General features: G+C 69.5%; 19 protein-coding genes. 13 read left to right on the top strand and 6 right to left on the bottom strand.

Translation table 11 applies throughout. The annotated features are described in order from the left end of the window. The first annotated feature begins 3 nt into the window (after window positions 1–3). Window positions 4–387, top strand: a complete 384-nt coding sequence (gene paaI / locus BEP68_RS12315) for a hydroxyphenylacetyl-CoA thioesterase PaaI (RefSeq protein WP_082297754.1) — start codon at window positions 4–6, stop codon at window positions 385–387. A gap of 44 nt (window positions 388–431) precedes the next feature. After that, window positions 432–1,727 carry a phenylacetate--CoA ligase PaaK gene (gene paaK / locus BEP68_RS12310; RefSeq protein ID WP_072590916.1) on the top strand — a complete coding sequence of 432 codons (1,296 nt, stop codon included), beginning with the start codon at window positions 432–434 and terminating at the stop codon, window positions 1,725–1,727. Window positions 1,728–1,751: 24 nt separating this feature from the next. Here the strand turns inward: paaK and BEP68_RS12305 are convergent, their stop codons facing one another. Further along, on the bottom strand, window positions 1,752–3,872 hold the full coding sequence (locus BEP68_RS12305) for a RecQ family ATP-dependent DNA helicase (protein WP_187250120.1): 2,121 nt from the start codon (window positions 3,870–3,872) through the stop codon (window positions 1,752–1,754). Between the two features lie 94 nt (window positions 3,873–3,966). On the opposite strand from BEP68_RS12305, the gene BEP68_RS12300 reads away from it, so the two are divergent. From BEP68_RS12300 to BEP68_RS12265, 8 genes are all read left to right on the top strand, one after another. Further along, window positions 3,967–4,386 carry a hypothetical protein gene (locus BEP68_RS12300; protein ID WP_053095430.1) on the top strand — a complete coding sequence of 140 codons (420 nt, stop codon included), beginning with the start codon at window positions 3,967–3,969 and terminating at the stop codon, window positions 4,384–4,386. 122 nt (window positions 4,387–4,508) lie between these two features. After that, a complete protein-coding gene (gene paaA, locus BEP68_RS12295; protein WP_187250119.1) occupies window positions 4,509–5,486 on the top strand; it encodes a 1,2-phenylacetyl-CoA epoxidase subunit PaaA in 978 nt (325 codons plus the stop codon). Beyond that, window positions 5,486–5,791: a 1,2-phenylacetyl-CoA epoxidase subunit PaaB gene (gene paaB / locus BEP68_RS12290; protein ID WP_053095429.1), complete on the top strand. Its 306-nt coding sequence runs from the start codon at window positions 5,486–5,488 to the stop codon at window positions 5,789–5,791. Before paaA ends, paaB begins: the two co-directional genes overlap by 1 nt. After that, the gene (paaC, locus tag BEP68_RS12285) at window positions 5,788–6,630 is read left to right on the top strand and encodes a 1,2-phenylacetyl-CoA epoxidase subunit PaaC (protein WP_072590913.1); all 843 of its coding nucleotides are present in this window, start codon (window positions 5,788–5,790) and stop codon (window positions 6,628–6,630) included. The genes paaB and paaC overlap by 4 nt, the downstream gene beginning before the upstream one ends. Continuing rightward, window positions 6,624–7,130, top strand: coding sequence for a 1,2-phenylacetyl-CoA epoxidase subunit PaaD (gene paaD, locus BEP68_RS12280; protein WP_072590912.1), 507 nt, complete (start codon window positions 6,624–6,626; stop codon window positions 7,128–7,130). The genes paaC and paaD overlap by 7 nt, the downstream gene beginning before the upstream one ends. Beyond that, window positions 7,130–8,308: a 1,2-phenylacetyl-CoA epoxidase subunit PaaE gene (gene paaE, locus BEP68_RS12275; RefSeq protein WP_072590911.1), complete on the top strand. Its 1,179-nt coding sequence runs from the start codon at window positions 7,130–7,132 to the stop codon at window positions 8,306–8,308. The genes paaD and paaE overlap by 1 nt, the downstream gene beginning before the upstream one ends. 10 nt (window positions 8,309–8,318) lie before the next feature. Further along, window positions 8,319–9,089, top strand: a complete 771-nt coding sequence (locus tag BEP68_RS12270; protein WP_056277458.1) for an enoyl-CoA hydratase/isomerase family protein — start codon at window positions 8,319–8,321, stop codon at window positions 9,087–9,089. Between the two features lie 78 nt (window positions 9,090–9,167). Then, on the top strand, window positions 9,168–10,691 hold the full coding sequence (locus BEP68_RS12265; RefSeq protein ID WP_187250118.1) for an ATP-dependent DNA ligase: 1,524 nt from the start codon (window positions 9,168–9,170) through the stop codon (window positions 10,689–10,691). Between the two features lie 6 nt (window positions 10,692–10,697). Here the strand turns inward: BEP68_RS12265 and BEP68_RS12260 are convergent, their stop codons facing one another. From BEP68_RS12260 to BEP68_RS12245, 4 genes are read right to left on the bottom strand one after another with little or no spacing between them, the layout of a single operon-like run. Continuing rightward, complete coding sequence (locus tag BEP68_RS12260; protein WP_053099026.1) at window positions 10,698–11,207, bottom strand: phosphoribosyltransferase; 510 nt, start codon at window positions 11,205–11,207, stop codon at window positions 10,698–10,700. A 48-nt stretch (window positions 11,208–11,255) separates the two neighbouring features. Next, window positions 11,256–12,101 carry a transglutaminase N-terminal domain-containing protein gene (locus BEP68_RS12255; RefSeq protein WP_053095423.1) on the bottom strand — a complete coding sequence of 282 codons (846 nt, stop codon included), beginning with the start codon at window positions 12,099–12,101 and terminating at the stop codon, window positions 11,256–11,258. Beyond that, on the bottom strand, window positions 12,098–13,024 hold the full coding sequence (locus tag BEP68_RS12250; RefSeq protein WP_056277450.1) for an alpha-E domain-containing protein: 927 nt from the start codon (window positions 13,022–13,024) through the stop codon (window positions 12,098–12,100). The genes BEP68_RS12255 and BEP68_RS12250 overlap by 4 nt, the downstream gene beginning before the upstream one ends. Next, on the bottom strand, window positions 13,018–14,694 hold the full coding sequence (locus BEP68_RS12245; protein ID WP_187250117.1) for a circularly permuted type 2 ATP-grasp protein: 1,677 nt from the start codon (window positions 14,692–14,694) through the stop codon (window positions 13,018–13,020). The genes BEP68_RS12250 and BEP68_RS12245 overlap by 7 nt, the downstream gene beginning before the upstream one ends. A gap of 204 nt (window positions 14,695–14,898) precedes the next feature. Between BEP68_RS12245 and BEP68_RS12240 the strand changes: the two genes are divergently transcribed. From BEP68_RS12240 to BEP68_RS12230, 3 genes are read left to right on the top strand one after another with little or no spacing between them, the layout of a single operon-like run. Continuing rightward, window positions 14,899–16,662: a thiamine pyrophosphate-binding protein gene (locus tag BEP68_RS12240; RefSeq protein ID WP_187250116.1), complete on the top strand. Its 1,764-nt coding sequence runs from the start codon at window positions 14,899–14,901 to the stop codon at window positions 16,660–16,662. A 27-nt stretch (window positions 16,663–16,689) separates the two neighbouring features. Next, the gene (locus BEP68_RS12235) at window positions 16,690–17,544 is read left to right on the top strand and encodes a PhzF family phenazine biosynthesis protein (RefSeq protein WP_187250115.1); all 855 of its coding nucleotides are present in this window, start codon (window positions 16,690–16,692) and stop codon (window positions 17,542–17,544) included. A 37-nt stretch (window positions 17,545–17,581) separates the two neighbouring features. Beyond that, the gene (locus BEP68_RS12230; protein WP_187250114.1) at window positions 17,582–18,022 is read left to right on the top strand and encodes an NUDIX hydrolase; all 441 of its coding nucleotides are present in this window, start codon (window positions 17,582–17,584) and stop codon (window positions 18,020–18,022) included. Between the two features lie 19 nt (window positions 18,023–18,041). Here the strand turns inward: BEP68_RS12230 and BEP68_RS12225 are convergent, their stop codons facing one another. Beyond that, window positions 18,042–18,422 (bottom strand): VOC family protein, encoded by a 381-nt coding sequence (locus BEP68_RS12225; protein WP_072590904.1) that lies wholly within the window; start codon window positions 18,420–18,422, stop codon window positions 18,042–18,044. Between the last annotated feature and the right edge of the window lie 195 nt (window positions 18,423–18,617).

Here is an 18,617-nt window from a genome sequence, read left to right as displayed (position 1 = left end):
GAGATGATGCAGCGCGATGCCGCATCGCAGATGCTCGGCATGACCGTCGAGGAGGACGCCCCCGGAGAGGCCGTCGTCTCGATGACCGTGCGCGACGACATGCTGAACGGGTTCGCCATCACGCATGGCGGACTGGTGTTCACCCTCGCCGACACCGCCTTCGCGATCGCCTGCAACGAGGACGATCGCGTCACGGTCGCGGGCGGTGCCGACATCACCTTCCTGAAATCCACGACCGCCGGCCAGCGACTGACAGCGCGCGCGGTGCGCCGTGTCGTCAGCGGACGCAACGGCCTGTACGACGTGACGGTCACCGACGAATCGGGCGATGTCGTCGCCGAGGTCCGCGGCCGCTCGCTCACGACGAACCGGTCGCACCCCGCCTGAGCGCACGCACGCTCACTGCTCTGCCCCCGACGAAGGAGTCGACGATGACCGCAACACATGCCGAGATCGGTGCCGAGGCCGAGCTGCATTCGCCTGAACGACTGGCGCGGCTGCAGCTGCAGCGCCTGCAGTGGACCGTCCGGCATGCCTACGAGAACGTGCCGACCTATCGCCGCAAGTTCGACGAGCACGGCGTGCACCCCGACGACGTGCGCACCCTCGACGACGTGCGGCGTCTGCCGTTCACCACCAAGGCCGACCTGCGCGAGAGCTATCCGTTCGGCATGTTCGCCGTGCCGATGGCCGACGTGCGACGCGTCCACGCGTCGTCGGGCACGACGGGGCGGCCGACCGTCGTCGGGTACACCGAAGGAGACCTCGACCGGTGGAGCGACCTGGTGGCGCGGTCGCTGCACGCCGCGGGCATCCGCGCGGGGATGAAGGTGCACAACGCCTACGGCTACGGGCTCTTCACCGGCGGACTCGGCGCGCATGCCGGGATCGAGCGTCTCGGAGCGACCGTGATCCCGGTGTCGGGAGGGCAGACCGCCCGGCAGGTGCAGCTGATCACGGATTTCGAACCGGATGCCATCCTCTGCACGCCGAGTTATCTGCTCACGATCGCTGACGCGATGGAAGCCTCGGGCATCGATCCGACGACCACGTCGCTGCGCGTCGCGGTGCTCGGCGCCGAGCCGTGGACGAACGAGATGCGTCGTGAGATCGAGCGGCGACTGAACATCGATGCCGTCGACATCTACGGGCTCAGCGAGGTGATGGGGCCGGGGGTCGCGAGCGAGAGCGTGCTCACGAAAGACGGCCCGCACATCTGGGAGGACCATTTCCTGCCCGAGATCATCGACGGAGAGACCGGGGAACGGCTGCCGGACGATGCGCTCGGCGAGCTCGTCTTCACGTCGCTGACCAAAGAGGCTTTTCCTGTGATCCGGTATCGCACGCGCGATCTGACGCGCCTGCTGCCGGGAACCACCTTTCCGGCGCTTCGACGCATGGAGAAGATCACCGGCCGCAACGACGACATGATCATCCTGCGCGGCGTGAACCTCTTCCCCACCCAGATCGAGGAGCTGGTGATGGGCATCGAGACGCTCACCCCGCACTTCGTGCTCGAGCTGCACCACGTCGGGCAGCTCGACACGATGACCGTGCGCATCGAGCGACACCCGTCGCTGAGTGCCGAGGACTGCGATGCCGCCGCTGCGGTGCTCACCCACCGCATCAAGATGCACATCGGCACCAGCGTCGACGTGACGGTCGAGGAGCCGGGCACGCTGCCCCGGAGCGAGGGCAAATACCAGCGGGTCTACGACCTGCGGTAGGGCTCGAGCCGGGTGTCCCCGCCCTCAGCCGCGCAGCGCGAGCACGAACGGGAGCACGCCGCTCGCCCCCGCCTGGCGCAGCGTGCGCGCGGCGACGGTGAGCGTCCAGCGGCTGTCGGCGAGATCGTCGACGAGCAGCACGGGACCGGCAGGCACCTCGAGGCCCTGCGCGCTGAATCTGTCCCACAGACCTGCCAGCCGGAACACGCTGTTGCCACCGGGTTGGCCCGTCGGCCCACCGTTCACGAGGTCGAGTGCTCCGAGATACGGCAGGCGGCCGATCTCGGCGAGCCCGCGGGCGAGCGAGTCGACGAGCAGCGGATGCGATCGCGACGGCATGGCGACGACCGCGACGGGGCGCTCGGTCCACCCCCAGTCGGCGAGCACGCGCACGCAGCCGCCGAGGACCTGGGGCGTCACCACCGCGTCAGGGGCTCCCGCCGCGAAGAGCTCGCGCAGCGTGCCGCCCCAGCCGAGGTCGGTGAGACGGGCGAGTGCGCGCCCTTCTCCGGCCTGCTCCCCCGCGGGGATGCGCCCCTTCACCGGCACGTCGAGCTTGTCGGCTCCGGTCGGCCAGGCGCGACGAGGCTCGACCGGGACACCGACGCGATCGAGCGATTCCGCGGCCTGCGTCGTCGCCGATTCGCCGATCTCGCTCGGGAACCAGATGCCGGCGCAGTTGTCGCATCTCCCGCAGGGCGCAGCCGTGTCGTCGTCGAGTGAGCGCTGGAGGAATTCCATGCGGCATCCGTCGGTCTGCTCGTAGTCGATCATGTGCTGCTGCTCGGCGCGACGCTCGGCCGCGATGCGCTCATAGCGCTCGGCGTCGTAGGCCCACGGCTGTCCCGTCGCGACCCACCCGCCCTGCACCCGGCGCACCGCGCCGTCGACGTCGAGAACCTTGAGCAGCAGTTCGAGCGGAGTACGCCGGATGTCGACCATCGCCTCGAGCGCGGGCGTCGAGATGGGCTGATCGCCGAGGGCGGCGATCACCCGCTCGGCGCGCTCCCGATCCGGCATCGACGCGGTCGCGAAGTAGTGCCAGATGTCGCGGTCTTCGACGCCGGGCAGCAGGAGCACGTCGGCGCTCTCGCTCGCACGACCGGCACGGCCGACCTGCTGGTAGTACGCGACCGGCGACGACGGCGCGCCGAGGTGCAGCACGAAACCGAGGTCCGGTTTGTCGAAGCCCATCCCGAGCGCGCTCGTGGCGACGAGGGCCTTGACCTCGTTGCGCTTCAGCATCCCTTCCGACTCGGTGCGCTCGTCGGTGTCGGTCTGTCCGGTGTACGCGCGCACGTCGTGCCCGTGATCGCGCAGCAGCCGGGCGGTGTCGACCGCGGCCGCGACCGTCAGGGTGTAGATGATGCCCGAACCGGGCAGGTCGTCGATATGACTGAGCAGCCATGCGAGCCGGCTGGCGGAGTCGCGCAGACGCAGGACGCCGAGACGCAGCGAGGTGCGCGCGAGCGGGCCGCGGATCGTGAGCACCTCGGAGCCGGCGGCATCCGACGCCCCTCCCGTGCCGAGCTGCTCGGCGACGTCGGCCACGACCCTGCTGTTCGCGGTCGCCGTCGTCGCGAGCACGGGCACCTCGGGCGGCATCTGCTCGATGAGGTCGCGCAGCCGCCGGTAATCGGGGCGGAAGTCGTGCCCCCAGTCGCTGATGCAGTGCGCCTCGTCGACCACCAGCATGCCGATCCGTCGAACCAGCGCCGGCAGCTGCTGCTCGCGGAACGCGGGATTGTTGAGTCGTTCGGGAGAGACGAGCAGCACATCGACCTCGTCTCGGTCGAGCTGCTCCATGACCTCCGACCACTCGTGCGCATTGGTCGAGTTGATCGCCACCGCTCGAACGCCTGCCCGCTCGGCCGCGGCGATCTGATCGCGCATCAGCGCGAGAAGCGGCGAGACGAGGACGGTCGGCCCTGCCCCCTGGCGGCGCAGCAGCAGCGTCGCGACGAAGTACACAGCCGACTTGCCCCACCCGGTGCGCTGCACGACGAGCGCGCGGCGGCGCCCCTCGACCAGAGCCTCGATCGCCTCGTACTGACCGTCGTGGAAGTCGGCGTCCGGGCGGCCGACCAGCTCGCGCAGAGCCGAGAGCGCAGCGGTGCGGGTGTCGACAGAGGCGGGAGAAGTCATGTCTCCACTCTGCCCGATGCCTCCGACACCCGGTGCGCCACCATCCACAGGCGGATTCGAGCCGAGCCTCGGTGACGTCGTCTAGCGTGGGACGATGATCACCCGAGAACTGGCCGTATCCCTGCGCGACGCCGGACTCGTGTGGCATCCCGCCGAGGGCGACCGCTTTCAGCTCGATCTTCCGAACGATGTCGAGCTCGAGGCCGAAGCCGATGTCTTCACGGTCAGCGAGATGACGATCGAGGCCCGCCAGACCCCGAGCGGCACGGACCTCGCCTTCAACGGCACGACGGAGTGGGCGCTCGACGCCGTGACCCTCGCGGACGCGGTGTGGCTCCCCCGCGAGGATCAGCTGCGCGAGCTGCTGCGCGGCACCTTCCGGGCGCTGAGCCGCCTCTCCGACACCTTCGTGGTCGAGGTCGAGATCGCCGGCGAGACCCTGCGTTTCGAGCATCCGGATCCCTCCGAGGCGTACGGCAGAGCCCTCCTCGACCTCGTCTCCCGCTCTCGCTGAGCGACTCTCCGAGCATCTCGCCGAGCGCCGCATCGGGGGTCTTCCTTGCGCCGCGACGACCTCCGTGTCAGAATTACCTAACGACCGGTCAGTAAAGCGGATCGGAAACCGAGGAGTCGATGATGACCAGCCCCGCAGATCTCTCCCTCGTCGATGGAGAGCTGTCCGACGACGAGCGCCTGTTCGACGAGCTCATCGCGAACGAGCAGCGCATCGAGCCTCGCGACTGGATGCCCGATGCCTATCGCAAGACGCTGATCCGTCAGATCTCGCAGCACGCGCACTCCGAGATCATCGGCATGCAGCCGGAGGGCAACTGGATCACCCGGGCGCCGAGCCTCAAGCGCAAGGCGATCCTGATGGCCAAGGTCCAGGACGAGGCGGGGCACGGACTCTATCTCTACTCCGCCGCACAGACGCTCGGCATCACGCGCGACGAGATGATGGATCAGCTCATCAGCGGCAAGGCCAAGTACTCGTCGATCTTCAACTACCCGACGCCCACCTGGGCTGACATGGGGGCGATCGGGTGGCTCGTCGACGGAGCCGCCATCTGCAACCAGGTGCCGCTGTGCCGCGCCTCCTACGGGCCCTACGGCCGCGCGATGGTGCGCGTCTGCAAGGAGGAGTCGTTCCATCAGCGCCAGGGATTCGAGATCCTGCTGTCGCTGATGCAGGGAACCGACGAGCAGAAGAAGATGGCGCAGGATGCCGTGAACCGCTGGTACTGGCCGAGCCTGGCGATGTTCGGTCCGCCCGACGACCAGTCCCCCAACTCCGCGCAGTCGATGAAGTGGAAGATCAAGCGCTTCACGAACGACGAGCTGCGTCAGCGCTTCGTCAGCATGCTCGTGCCCCAGGCCGAGATCCTCGGCGTGACCCTGCCCGACCCTGATCTGCGCTTCGACGACGAGACCGGTCAGTACGTGATCGGCGAGATCGACTGGGACGAGTTCTTCGAGGTGCTGCGCGGCAACGGCCCCTGCAATGCCGAGCGTCTCGAACGCCGCCGCACGGCCCATGAGGACGGCGCGTGGGTGCGCGAGGCTGCGGCCGAGTACGCCCGCAAGCAGTCGCTGAAGACGAAGGCGGTGGCGTGATGGCGACGCCCGGTGCCGACGACCGCGAGCCCTGGCCGCTCTGGGAGGTCTTCGTCCGCGCGAACCGCGGCCTGAGCCACGTCCACGTCGGGTCGCTGCACGCCCCGGATGCCGACATGGCCATCCGCAACGCCCGGGATCTCTACACGCGACGCGGCGAGGGCGTGTCGATCTGGGCGGTGCCCGCCGAGGCGATCACGACCAGCGACCCCGACGCGAAGGGCGCCTACTTCGAGAGCCCCGCCGGCAAGAACTATCGGCACGCCGTGTACTACACGGCGTCCGAGGGGGTGCCGCACCTGTGAGCCACATCCAGGGTGATATCCACGGCGACCCGCACGGGGACGTCTCGGTCGACGAGCTGCGGCTCGGTGACGAGCTCACCGGAACCGGCTCCGCGGCGGCATCCGCCGACATCGCCGAGTACGCGCTCTGGCTCGGCGACGATGCACTGATCCTGTCGCAGCAGCTCGGTGAGTGGATCTCCCGCGCGCCCGAACTCGAAGAGGACGTCGCCCTCGGCAACATCGCGCTCGACCTGCTCGGGCATGCCCGCTCGTTCCTGCACTTCGCGGGGTCTTTCGACGGACGCTCCGAAGACGATCTCGCGTACTTCCGCGACGAACCGGAGTTCCGCTGCGCCTGGATCGTCGAGCAGCCCAACGGCGACTTCGCGCAGACCATCGCCCGCCAGCTCGTCGTGTCGACCTACATGTTCGAGCTGTACTCGGCCCTGCGGGCGAGCAGCGACCCGACCCTCGCGGCGATCGCCGAGAAGTCCCTCAAAGAGGTCGACTACCACCGCGACCACGCGGTGCAGTGGGTGCTGCGGCTCGCCGGCGGCACCGAGGAATCCCGCCGACGGATGATCCGCGCGCTGGGCGACGTCTGGCCGTATGCCGACGAGCTCTTCCGCGACGAGCCCCTGATCGACCGCCTCGGGGACGCCGCGGCGCGTCCGTCGACGCTGCGAGCGGGCTTCGACGCCGTCGTCGCCGCCGTCTTCGCCGAAGCCGAGCTGACGCTTCCCGCCGTCGCGGCATCCTCGGCCGGAGGACGGCGAGGAGCGCACGCGAGTCCGTTCGGCCATGTCCTCGCGGAGATGCAGGTCCTGGCGCGACGGCATCCGGGAGCATCATGGTGACCGGCACGCTGCAGACCGCACACCGGTCGACCGCCTGGCGGATCGCCGCGGCCGTGGCCGACCCCGAGGTGCCCGTGCTGACGATCGAGGACCTCGGCGTGCTGCGCGCGGTCACCGTCGACGGCGACGTGGTGCGCGTCGACATCACCCCGACCTACAGCGGGTGCCCGGCGATGGACACGATCCGCGACGACGTCATCCTCGCCCTGACCGCCGCGGGATACTCACGGGTCGAGGTCCGGCTCGTGCTCTCCCCCGCATGGACGACGGACTGGATGTCGGATGCCGGCAGGCAGAAGCTCGCCGAGTACGGCATCGCGCCTCCGACCGGGCGCTCGGCGATCTCGTCCGGCCCGATCCGCCTCGCGATCAGCGTGCGGTGCCCTCGGTGCGGCTCGCTGGACACCCGCGAGGTCTCGCGCTTCGGTTCGACCTCGTGCAAGGCGCTGTTCGAATGCCGCGCCTGCCTCGAACCCTTCGACCACTTCAAGGTGCACTGATGTCGCTGTTCGCCCTCTCCGGTCCCGCGCCCGCGCCGTCGCCTCGTCGAGCCGCCGCGCCGACGAAGAAGCGCGCGCGCTTCCACACCCTCGCCGTCGAGGAGGTGCGGCCGTTGACCGACGACTCGGTCGAGGTGACCTTCTCGGTTCCCGCCGACCTCGCCGACGACTACGACCACCTGCCCGGCCAGTATGTCGCCCTGCGCACGTCGCTCGACGGCACGGAGGTGCGCCGGTCGTACTCGCTGTGCCGCGCACCCGAGCACCGCACGGCCGAGCAGATCGCCGCCGGTGTCCCGACCCGGCTCAGCGTCGCCGTGAAGCGCGACGAGGGCGGGCTCTTCTCGACCTGGGCGCAGACGGGCCTTCACCCCGGTTTCGAGATCGACGTGATGAGTCCGCAGGGCACGTTCACGTCCGGGCTCGACGATCTCGATCAGCGTCACGTCGTGGGCATCGCTGCCGGTTCCGGCATCACGCCGCTGATGGCTCTCGCCCACACCGTGCTGACGCGCTCAGACACCTCCCGATTCACCCTGCTCTACACGAACCGCTCGACGCTCGACGTGATGTTCCTCGAGGATCTCGCCGACCTCAAGGATCGCTACCCGACGCGCCTGACGCTGCACCATGTGCTGTCCCGCGAGCAGCGCACGGCCCCCGTGCTCTCCGGACGCATCGACGAGGAGAAGCTGCGCACCATCCTGCGGGCGCTCATCGATCCGACCGACGTCGACGAATGGTTCCTGTGCGGACCGCTCTCACTGGTCGACCTGTGCCGAGAGGTGCTCGCCGACGTCGGTGTGCCGCGTGAGCACATCCGCTTCGAGCTCTTCACGACGGGTGACGAGCCGGCGCGCGCCGCCCGCCCTGTCGAGGTGCGCGCGGGCGAGAAGACGATCCGCATCGAGGTGAATCTCGACGGCGTCTCGTCGACCGTCGAGAGTCCGGTCGACGCGCACGAGTCCGTGCTCAATGCCGCTCTGCGGGTGCGACCCGATGCGCCGTTCGCGTGTGCGGGCGGCGTCTGCGGAACCTGCCGTGCGAGGGTCATCGAGGGCAGCGTGACGATGACGGAGAACTACGCGCTGGAGCCCGACGAGCTCGAGCGCGGCTACGTCCTCACCTGCCAATCCCACCCCACGAGCGACCGCATCGTGGTCGACTACGACGTCTGAGGAGCATCGGATGATCGATCTGACCGTCGCCGACGACGTCGCCACCGTCGTCCTGAATGCGCCGACGAAGCGGAATTCACTCGACGAGCAGGCGCTCCGCGATCTCGGCCGCGCCTACGACGAGGCGGATGCCGCGGGAGTGCGCGCGCTGGTGCTGCGGGGCGAGGGCCGGGCCTTCTGCGCCGGTCGCGACATCTCGGGCGTCGACCCCCGTGACGACGACGTGATCGGGTATCTCGGCGGGCTCGTGACCCCGCTGCTGCAGCGGATGGCGCGGTTCCCCGCCCCGACCTTCGCGGTGGCGCACGGCGCCTGTCTCGGCGTCGGCCTCGGACTCCTCATCGCCACCGACGTCGTGTACGTCGCAGAGTCGGCCAAGATCGGGTCACCGTTCGCCGCGCTCGGTGCCACTCTCGACTCCGGCGGCCACGCCCTCTTCGTCGAACGTCTCGGGGCGCACCGGGCACTCGACCTCATCTACACCGGTCGGCTGATGAGCGGCACCGAGGCCGTGTCAGCGGGGCTCTTCTCCCGGGTGCTGCCCGACGACGAGGTCGTGCAGGCGACGACGGATGCCGCGGCGACCGCTGCGCGTGGCGCCACCGCCGCCTTCCTGGCGAGCAAGCAGCTGGTCGCCAGGATCCGCGACGAGCGCCTGGCGCTGTGGGAGTCGATCGATCTCGAGAACGCCGCCCAGGCCGCCCTGTGCGACACCGACGACTACCGCGAGGGGTTCGCGGCGTTCCAGGAGAAACGCACGCCGGAGTTCCGCGGCCGCTGAGTCGCATCCGCTTACTGCGGTAGGACGGACGGACGCAAGGCCGTCGCCGATGTCGGATGCCGGTGCGAGACTGCCTGCATGTTGCTCTCGGAGCTCGTCTCCACCGCCGAAGAGGTCACCGCCACCGCATCGCGCCTGGCGAAGATCGACGCCGTGTCCCGGCTGCTCGCACGCGCTGACGCGGCCGACGTGCCCGCCCTCGTCGGGCTGCTGCTCGCGACGCCGCGACAGGGACGACTGGGTGTCGGCTGGCGCGGAGTGGCGGCGCTCGACGTGCAGCACGCTGCCGAGCCCTCGCTGTCGATCCGTGATGTCGATGACGCGTTCGAGGCCTTGACCGGCTCGTCAGGGTCGGGGTCGGCCGCGGCGCGTTCCGCGATCCTCTCGGCTCTCGCGTCGCGAGCGACGGCTCCCGAATGGGATTTCCTGTCGCGGGCCATGCTCGGCGAGCTGCGCACGGGCGCGCTCGGCGGCGTCCTGCTCGATGCCATCGCCCGTGCCGCGGATCGCCCGGCGGCATCGGTGCGACGAGCAGCGATGCTCTCCGGCGACCTGGGCGAGACCGCCGTGCTCGCACTCACCGGCACGGAAGACGAACTCGATGCGGTCGGCCTGGTGGTCGGTCGCCCCGTGCTGCCGATGCTCGCATCGACCGCGGCCACCCCGACCGCCGCGCTCGACATCACCGGCACCGCGTCCGTCGAGTACAAGCTCGATGGCGCGCGCATCCAGGTGCATCGCCAGGGAGACGATGTGAGCGTCTACACCCGCAGCCTCGCCGACATCACCCGCCGGGTGCCGGAGATCGTCGAGATCGTGCGCGCGCTCCCCGCACACGATCTGATCCTCGACGGTGAGACGCTGTCACTCGACGAAGACGGCGGCCCTCGGCCGTTCCAGCAGACGATGTCGCGGTTCGGGGCGGACGTCTCGCGCGAGCTCGTGCTGCGGCCCTGGTTCTTCGACATCCTGCACGTCGACGGACGCGATCTGCTCGACGAGCCCCTGTCCACCCGCCTGACCGAACTCGAGAGGGTCGTCGGCGAATGGCGTATGCCGGGCATCGTCACCGACGACGCCGAAGCGGCCGAGCAGCTGTCGCGCGAGGCTCTCGCCGCGGGCCACGAAGGGGTGCTCGTCAAAGGGATCGATGCGCCCTATTCGGCGGGACGCCGCGGCAAGTCCTGGGTCAAGGTCAAGCCCGTGCTCACCTACGACCTGGTCGTGCTCGCCGCCGAATGGGGGTCGGGTCGGCGCCAGGGGCTCCTGTCGAACCTGCACCTCGGCGCACTCGACCCGACCGGCGAGTTCGGCGAGCCCGGCGGTCTCGTCATGGTCGGCAAGACGTTCAAGGGGCTCACCGACGAGCTCCTGCGCTGGCAGACGGAGAACTTCCCGCCGCTCGAGACGAGGCGCACGCAGGGCGCGGTGTTCCTGAGACCGGAGTTCGTGGTCGAGATCGCGATCGACGGCGTGCAGCGCTCGCCGCGATACCCCGGAGGCATCGCGTTGAGGTTCGCGAGAGTCAAGGGCTATCGACCCGACAAGAACCCCGCCGACGCCGACACGATCCAGACCCTGCGGGCGCTGCTGCGCGGGTGACTCTCGTCAGGCGGACGGAGCGAGACCGAGGTCCTCTTCGCGCACCGTGCCCTGGAACGACCAGGGGAAGTTGATCCACAGGTCGGTGTCCTTCCAGGCGTAGTCGGGCTGGATGATCGTCGACGGCTTGGTGTAGATCGTGACCGAGCGTACGTCGGCACCCTTGTCCTTCAGCAGCTGCACGGCGAGGGCGAGCGTACGACCCGAATCTGCGACGTCGTCGACCAGCAGCACGCGTCGACCGTCGAGATACGCCATGTCGAGTTCGGGCGGCAGCACCTCCGGCGCGTCGAGCACCGTGCCGATGCCGGTGTAGAACTCGACGTTGATCGCACCGCAGTTCTTCGCTCCGAGACCGTAGGCGATGGCACCGGCAGGCAGCAGACCGCCCCGCGCGATGGCCACCACCACCTCGGGCATGAAGCCGCTGTCCAGGATCCGGCGCGCGAGGTCTCGCGTCGCGGATCCGAAGCCGTCCCAGGTGAGCGTCTCGCGCTCGATCGATGCATCCGTCATCGTCTCATTCTCCTGCACCACCACTCGAACTCCCGCCACGCCGTCGCCTCAGCCGAGGCGCGTGACCTCGACCGAGACGAACAGCTCGGAGGCGCTGGGTCCCGCGTACACCCCGCGCAGCGGTGCGACATCGGCGTAGTCCCGACCGTGGCCGACATAGACGTGCGATTCGCCGATGTCGACGAGGTTGGTGGGGTCGTATCCGCGCCACTCGCCGGAGTACCACTCGACCCAGGCGTGCGACTCCCCCGTCACAGCCTGTCCGATCGCGGCCGTCGGATCGGGATGCAGGTACCCCGACACGTAGCGCGCCGGGATCCCCGCTGCGCGCAGCACGCCCAGCGCCACATGAGCGATGTCCTGGCAGACGCCGGACCGGGTGGGCCACGCGTCGCGGGCGGTCGAGCTCACGCCGGTGACGCCGCTGCGATACTCCATGGCCTCCCCGACGGTGCGGCAGATCTCGCGGGCCGTCTCGTCGACGCCGCCACCCTCCGCTTCGATGTGCAGGGCGAGGTCGCGCATCTCGTCATCGGGAGCGGTGGCAGGGGTCTGCGCCACGCATTCCGCGAGTTCGAGCGATTGGGGTATCCGGGCTGCCAGCTCGTCCCAGTCGATGTCCGCCTCTCCCGTCGGCAGCGGCCTCACATCCACCACGCTCGTCGCGGTGACCGAGAGCATCTGATGCGGGGTCAGCAGCTCGAACGTCGAGACCCGGGTGTCCCAGTAGTCGGTGTACGAGTGCTGGGTCGCGGTCGGCGATATGTCGAGCGTCGCCTGCAGCACGAACTGTCCGTCCCGGGAGTGCGGCAGCATCCGCGCCTCGTTGTACGACGCCGTCGCCGGCTGCTCGTAGCGGAAGCCGGTGCGGTGAACGATCTTGAGCCGACTCACAGCGCCTCTCCGATCCACACCGGCATCGCGATCGAGGGGAAGTACCGCTCCCTGATCGCGTCACTCGCCACCGACATCCCCACCTGGACCTCCTCCATGCTCTCCGACAGCCGATGCACGGTGTCGCCGATCGGTCGGTACTCGAGCTCCGACCGCATGCGTCCCAAGACGCGATGCGCCCGATCGGGCACGCCGAACGCACCCGCCGGATCGATACCGCGCAGACACTCCTCGGCCTGGAGGATGCTCGAGAGCACCGATCGGGGGAACAGCCGGTCGATCAGGAGGAACTCCACGGCGGACGCTCCCGTGGGCACCGCCCGGTGGCTGCGCAGATGGGCTTCGTATGCCCCGCAGCTGCGCAGCAGCGTCGTCCAGCTCGGCCCCCCTGCGTCGGTCAGCGACCGCGTCGCCAGCAGCCGCGCCGTCATGTCCGCGCGCTCGATCGAGCGGCCGAGCACGAAGAAGTGCCAGGCCTCATCCCGGCTCGTCGAGGAGTCGACGACCCCGAAGGCCAGCGCCGACCGATCACGCACCCAGCGGAAGAACGGGTGCGTCTTGTCCGAGGCGATCCGCCGCGGCATCCGTGCGTTCGACTCGTTCAGCGTCTCCCAGAGGTCCGTCGAGATGATCTCGCGCGCTCGACGAGCGTTCTCCCGCGCCGCCGCGATCGAATGGGCGATCGACGCGGAGTGCTCACGATCCAGCGCGAGCAGCCGCACGACGTCGTCCCGGCTCAGCACGGTGCCGGCATCCGCCGTCGTCCCCATCACCGACAGGAGCGCCCGACACGCGGTGTCCTCCTCCACCCACGGATCCTCGAGCAGCAGCTGCAGGTGCACATCGAGGATGCGGGCGGTGCCGTCGGCCCGCTCGACGTAGCGGCCGATCCAGAACAGCGCCTCGGCGATGCGACTCAGCATCCTGCGCCTCCCTGCTGCTGCTGCTGTTGCTGCTGTTGGTGACGCAGGTCCAGGTCCTCGTCCTGCGGAGACGAGAGGAAGGGCGGATGCGGTTCCTCACGCGCCGGAGCGACCACGGCGATCGCCCCGGTCGCCAGCGACACCTCGTCTGCGGCGGCGTCCGGGTCGCCGTCCAGAGTCGACGTCGGCCCGGTGAAGAGCGACGGATCCAACACCCAGGTGTCCTTCGACCCTCCACCCTGGCTCGAGTTCACGACGAGCTGCCCCTCGGGCAGAGCGACGCGCGTGAGACCGCCGGGCAGCACCCAGATGTCGTGCCCGTCGTTCACGGCGAACGGTCGCAGATCGACGTGTCTCGGGCGGAATCCGTCCTCCACGAGCGTCGGGATGGTCGAGAGCTGCACGACCGGCTGGGCGATCCAGCCCCGGGGATCCGCCCGCAGCGACCGACGCAGCTCGTCCAGCGTCTCGCGCGACGCGTCGGGACCGACGACCAGCCCCTTCCCGCCGGATCCGTCGACGGGCTTCACCACCAGCTCGTCGAGCCTGTCGAGCACCTCCTCCAGCGCGTCCGGCTCCTCGAGCCGCCAGGTGTCGACGTTCGGGATCACCGGCTCCTCTCCCAGGTAGTAGCGGATCAGATCGGGGACGTACGTGTACACGAGCTTGTCGTCGGCCACGCCGTTGCCGACGGCGTTCGCGAGCGTCACGGTGCCGAGGCGCGCCGCGAGCATCAGCCCCGGTGCGCCCAGCACCGAGTCCGGACGGAACTGCTGCGGGTCGAGGAACTCGTCATCGACCCTGCGGTAGATCACGTCCACCCGCGTCGGCCCCGAGGTCGTGTGCATCCACACCCGACCGCCCGAGCAGAAGAGATCGCGTCCTTCGACGAGCTCGATGCCCATCATGCGAGCGAGCAGGGTGTGCTCGTAGTACGCCGAGTTGTGCACCCCGGGGGTCAGCACGACGACGGTCGGATCATCGACGCCGTCCGGCGCCGCCGCACGCAGCGCCTGGAGCAGCCGGCCCGGGTAGTCGACGACGGGACGCACGCGCAGGCTGGTGAACAGCTCGGGGAGCGTCTGCGCCATCACCCGGCGATTCGCGAGCACGTAGCTGACGCCGCTCGGCACGCGCACGTTGTCCTCGAGCACGCGCCAGGCTCCGAGCTCGTCGCGGATGACGTCGATCCCCGCGACATGGATGCGCACGCCGTTCGCTCCGACGATGCCGGCCGCCTGACGGTGGAAGTGCGCGGAGGAGCTGATCAGCGACGAGGGGATCACGCCGTCCTGCACCGCATGCTGCCGGCCGTAGACGTCGGCGAGGAAGGCCTCGAGCGCACGCACCCGCTGCTTCACCCCCGACTCGACATAGCGCCAGTCGTCGGCGGCGACCACGCGAGGCACCACGTCGAGCGGGAACGGACGCTCCTCCCCGGCGAAGTCGAACGTCACGCCCTGCGCGAGGTACGAGCTGGCGAGCGCGTCGGTCCGTGCCCTCAGCTCGGCGTCGTCCATGCTCGCGAGCGCGGGATACATGTCCTGATAGGGCAGGCGCACTCCCCCACCACCGGGCTGCGCATCGGCAGGGAACATCTCGTCCCACGGCGCGGCCCCCGCTCGCTGCGGCGACCGGCGCGAGGTGTATCCGTCGAACAGTGACTCCATGGCCGCATGTTTCCGTGTCGCGGTTTCGGCGGTGTTACGCGCGCAAGTCGGCGCCGCGTCGGCACGGGCGCGATAGGATTTACGCGTCCGGCGCTCTCCGACGCCGGTGCCTGAAAAAGAGGCACGAAGCTCCCCACGATGACGCGGGGGCGAGACACATACGGAATACGAACGTTCTCCGTCCCTGTCTCGAAAGGCTTTCGCATGCCCTCCGTCTCCGCGCACGTCGCACTCACTCTCGCCCAGCACATCGACGCCGTCTTCGGTGTGATGGGCAACGGCAACGCCTACTTCCTCGATGCGATCGAGACCCAGACGAATGCCGTCTTCACGGGCGTTCGTCATGAGCAGGGCGCAGTGGTCGCCGCCGATGCGCACTTCCGCGCGTCCGGCAGGATCGCTGCGGGCACCTCGACCTACGGCGCCGGTTTCACGAACACCCTCACAGCACTCGCCGAGGCCGTGCAGGCGCATGTCCCCCTCGTGCTGGTGGTGGGCGATGAGCCGACGTCCGGCCCTCGTCCATGGGACGTCGACCAGATCGCCCTGGCCTCGGCGGTCGGCGCCCGCACCTATACGGTCGGGCACGCGGATGCCGCAGCGACCACCGTCATCGCGATCGAGCACGCACTGACCTACCGCGTGCCCGTCGTGCTGGCGATCCCCTACGACGTGGCCTCACGCGAGGCCGGCCCGGTGCCCGAGGCTCCTCTGCCCCGCATTCCCGCGCCGCTCGCGCCGCGCGGCGAGTTCGCCGAGGGCACGCTCGACGAGATCGCCCAGGCGCTTCACGAAGCATCGCGCCCCTTCCTGCTGGCGGGTCGCGGCGCCTGGCTCGCGGGGGCCGGTGCGGCGCTCGGCGAGCTGGCGTCCCTCACCGGCGCTCTGACGGCCTCCTCCGCGCTGGGGCGCGGCGTCTTCCCCGACACCCGGTTCGACCTCGGTGTCACGGGAGGATTCGGGGCCGACGGCGCCATGGAACTCGTGCGCACCGCCGATGTCGCCGTGGTGTTCGGCGCCTCGCTGAACCAGTTCACGATGCGATTCGGCGAACTCTTCGCACCGGGCACCAGGGTCTTCCAGATCGACATCGCGCCCGCAGCCACGCACCCGCACGTCGGCGGCTTCGTGCGTGCGGATGCTCGCGTCGCCGCAGAGGAGCTCGTCGCCCGGGTCGGCTCGCTCGGCTCCGGCGCCGCCCCTGAGAGCGGTTCTGCCGAGCACGGCCTCGGAGCGGAGGCACACCGCGCCGAGACTCCGACTGTCCAGCACGGCGAGTCGCACCCGGCATCCGACGCTGTGCCCGCACAGCCGTGGCGCGAGACGGTCGACGTCGAGGCCGCACGCGCGTACGACGAGGGCGACGAGCTCGCTCCCGACGGACGCCTCGACCCCCGCTCCGCCGCGCGTCGCATCGCCGAGCTCCTGCCCCCCGATCGCGTCGTCGTCTCCGACGGCGGCCACTTCATCGGCTGGGCGAACATGTACTGGCCGGTCGAGGCCCCCGACCGCATGATGATGGTCGGCACCGCCTTCCAGTCGATCGGGCAGGGCTGGCCGAGTGTCGTCGGCGCGGCCCTCGCCCGCCGCGAGTCGACCGTCGTACTGACGTCGGGCGACGGCGGCGGACTCATGGCGATCGCCGATCTCGAGTCGGCAGTGCGCGCGGCAGCGGGTCGAGGCATCGCCGTGATCTGGAACGACGCCGCCTACGGTGCCGAGGTCAACCTCTACGGGCTCAAGGGGCTCGCCGAGGGCCCGATGCGCATCCCCGAGGTCGACTTCGCGGCGTTGGGCGCCGCGGTGGGCGCGGAGGGCGTCGTCGTGAAGACACTCGCAGACCTCGATCGACTCGCCACATGGACGCAGGAGGATGCTGCGACGCGGCGGTTTCTGCTGCTCGACCTGCGCATCTCGGGTGACGTGATCGCGCCGTACCAGCAGGAGATCATCCGCGTGAATTCCTGACCTCGCCGAGTCGCTAGGCTCCTCGTCATGACCGAGAATTCCGGAGTCCTGCGATACAGCGCATTCGCCGCGACGCCCGATGGCGGCAACCCCGCGGGAGTCGTACTCGATGGCTCAGATCTGAGCGACGAGCAGATGCAGCGGATCGCCGTGGACGTCGGATTCTCCGAGACCGCCTTCCTCGTCGCACGCACCGACGGCGACGGTGTGCCGCGCTACCGGGCGCGTTACTGGTCACCGGCGGCTGAGGTGCCGTTCTGCGGACACGCGACCGTCGCGACGGCGGTCGCCCTCGCCGAACGCGACGGGCCGGGCGATGTCGTGTTCGACACGAACGCGGGCGCTGTGACGCTGCGCTCGACGGTGGATCGGGGTGGCGCGGTGACCGTGTCGTTCACGAGCGTCGAGCCGCAGGTGCGCGATCTCGGCTCCGACGTGCTCGACCGATTCCTCGCGCTGCTCGGACTCACCCCGGCGGATCTCGATGAGCGCTTCCCCGCCAAGGAATCGTTCGCCGGCAACTGGCATCCGATCGTCGTGCTCCGTGATCGGGAGCTGTTCGATCAGTTCCGCTTCTCGCCCGCCGAGGTCGCCGCACTCATGCGCGAGCAGGGGTGGTTCGGCACCTCGACAGTGCTGCACGCGGCGAGCACCGCCGACTTCGATGCCCGCAACCTCTTCCCGGTGGGACGGATCACCGAGGACCCGGCGACGGGCTCGGCGGCTGCATCGGTCGGGGCGTATCTGCGCGACCTCGGACACCCGGCGACGACCGTCCGCATCCATCAGGGCGCTCACGTGCGTCGTCCGAGCCTCTTGACCGTGACGATCCCGCCGACCGGCGGAATCGAGGTCTCCGGCGGGGCGTTCCTCCTGACCTGAGCCCGTCGTCACACACCCGCTGCGTTAGCCTTCCGAGATGCCTGCCATCCGCAACATCGCCGTCGGCCTGCCCGTCAAGGACGGACACCTGCTCGCGCTCGAAGGGCACGACGCCTCGCGCGGCCTGGACTTCCTCCGGGCGATCGGCGGCGGGATCGAATTCGGTGAGACCGCCGCAGAAGCTCTCGGTCGCGAGTTCATGGAGGAGCTCGGCGTCACTCTCGAGGGCGCCGAGCCACTCGGCGTCTTCGAGAACATCTTCACGTACGAAGGCGCGCCCGGTCACGAGATCGCCCATGTGTTCGCGGTGACATCCGCCCAGCTGGATGCGGTGCCTCTCGACGCCGAGCTTCACATCCTCGACGAGGGCAGCCCGGTGCGCTGGGTGCCGATCGACGACATCCGTGCCGGAACCCGCGTCCTGTTCCCCGAGGGCGCACCGGAAGCGCTGCTCACCCTCGTCGAGCGCGTCCGGTGAGCGTCCGGATCACAGAACGTCAGGACTGCGCGCCGTAGTCGGGAAGCTCCTGCAGTGTCCAGGTGTTGCCGTCGGGGTCGTCGAAGGTGACGAAACGGCCCCACGCCTGCTCATCCACCCCCTGCGCCTCAACGCCGAGGCCCTTCAGATGCGCCAGCGCCTCATCGGCATCCGGAACGACCACCTGGATCGTGTTCTGCTGCCCCGGCAGCAGTCCCTCGCCCAGGTTGGTGCCGAAGGCGATCGAGCAGGCCGACCCCGGCGGTGTCATCTGCACGAACCTCAGGCCCTCGTAGGGCACCTGATCATGATCGGCGTGGAAGCCGATCCTCTCGTAGAACTCCTTCGACCGGTCGACATCCGAGACCGGGACGAAGATCAATTCGATCTTCCACTCCATCGCGCATTCCTCCTGTCGGGGCGCCTTCGCCCATCGGCCCTCAGAGTACGCGGGGCCTCCGACACCCGCCAGAGGCTCTCGCCCGAAGCAGTCTGCGCTCGTCACTGACGCCCGATGGGGAGGAGATCTGCGATCGGGAGGGCGCACTGCGCAGGAAGCACCTCCGGATCGCAGATCCCCTCCGGATCGCAGATC

Source organism: Microbacterium sp. 4-7, from assembly GCF_014332665.1.
Classification (GTDB): domain Bacteria; phylum Actinomycetota; class Actinomycetes; order Actinomycetales; family Microbacteriaceae; genus Microbacterium.
The sequence above is the reverse complement of the archived record's forward strand: the minus strand, read 5'-3'. Positions and strand labels throughout refer to the sequence as shown.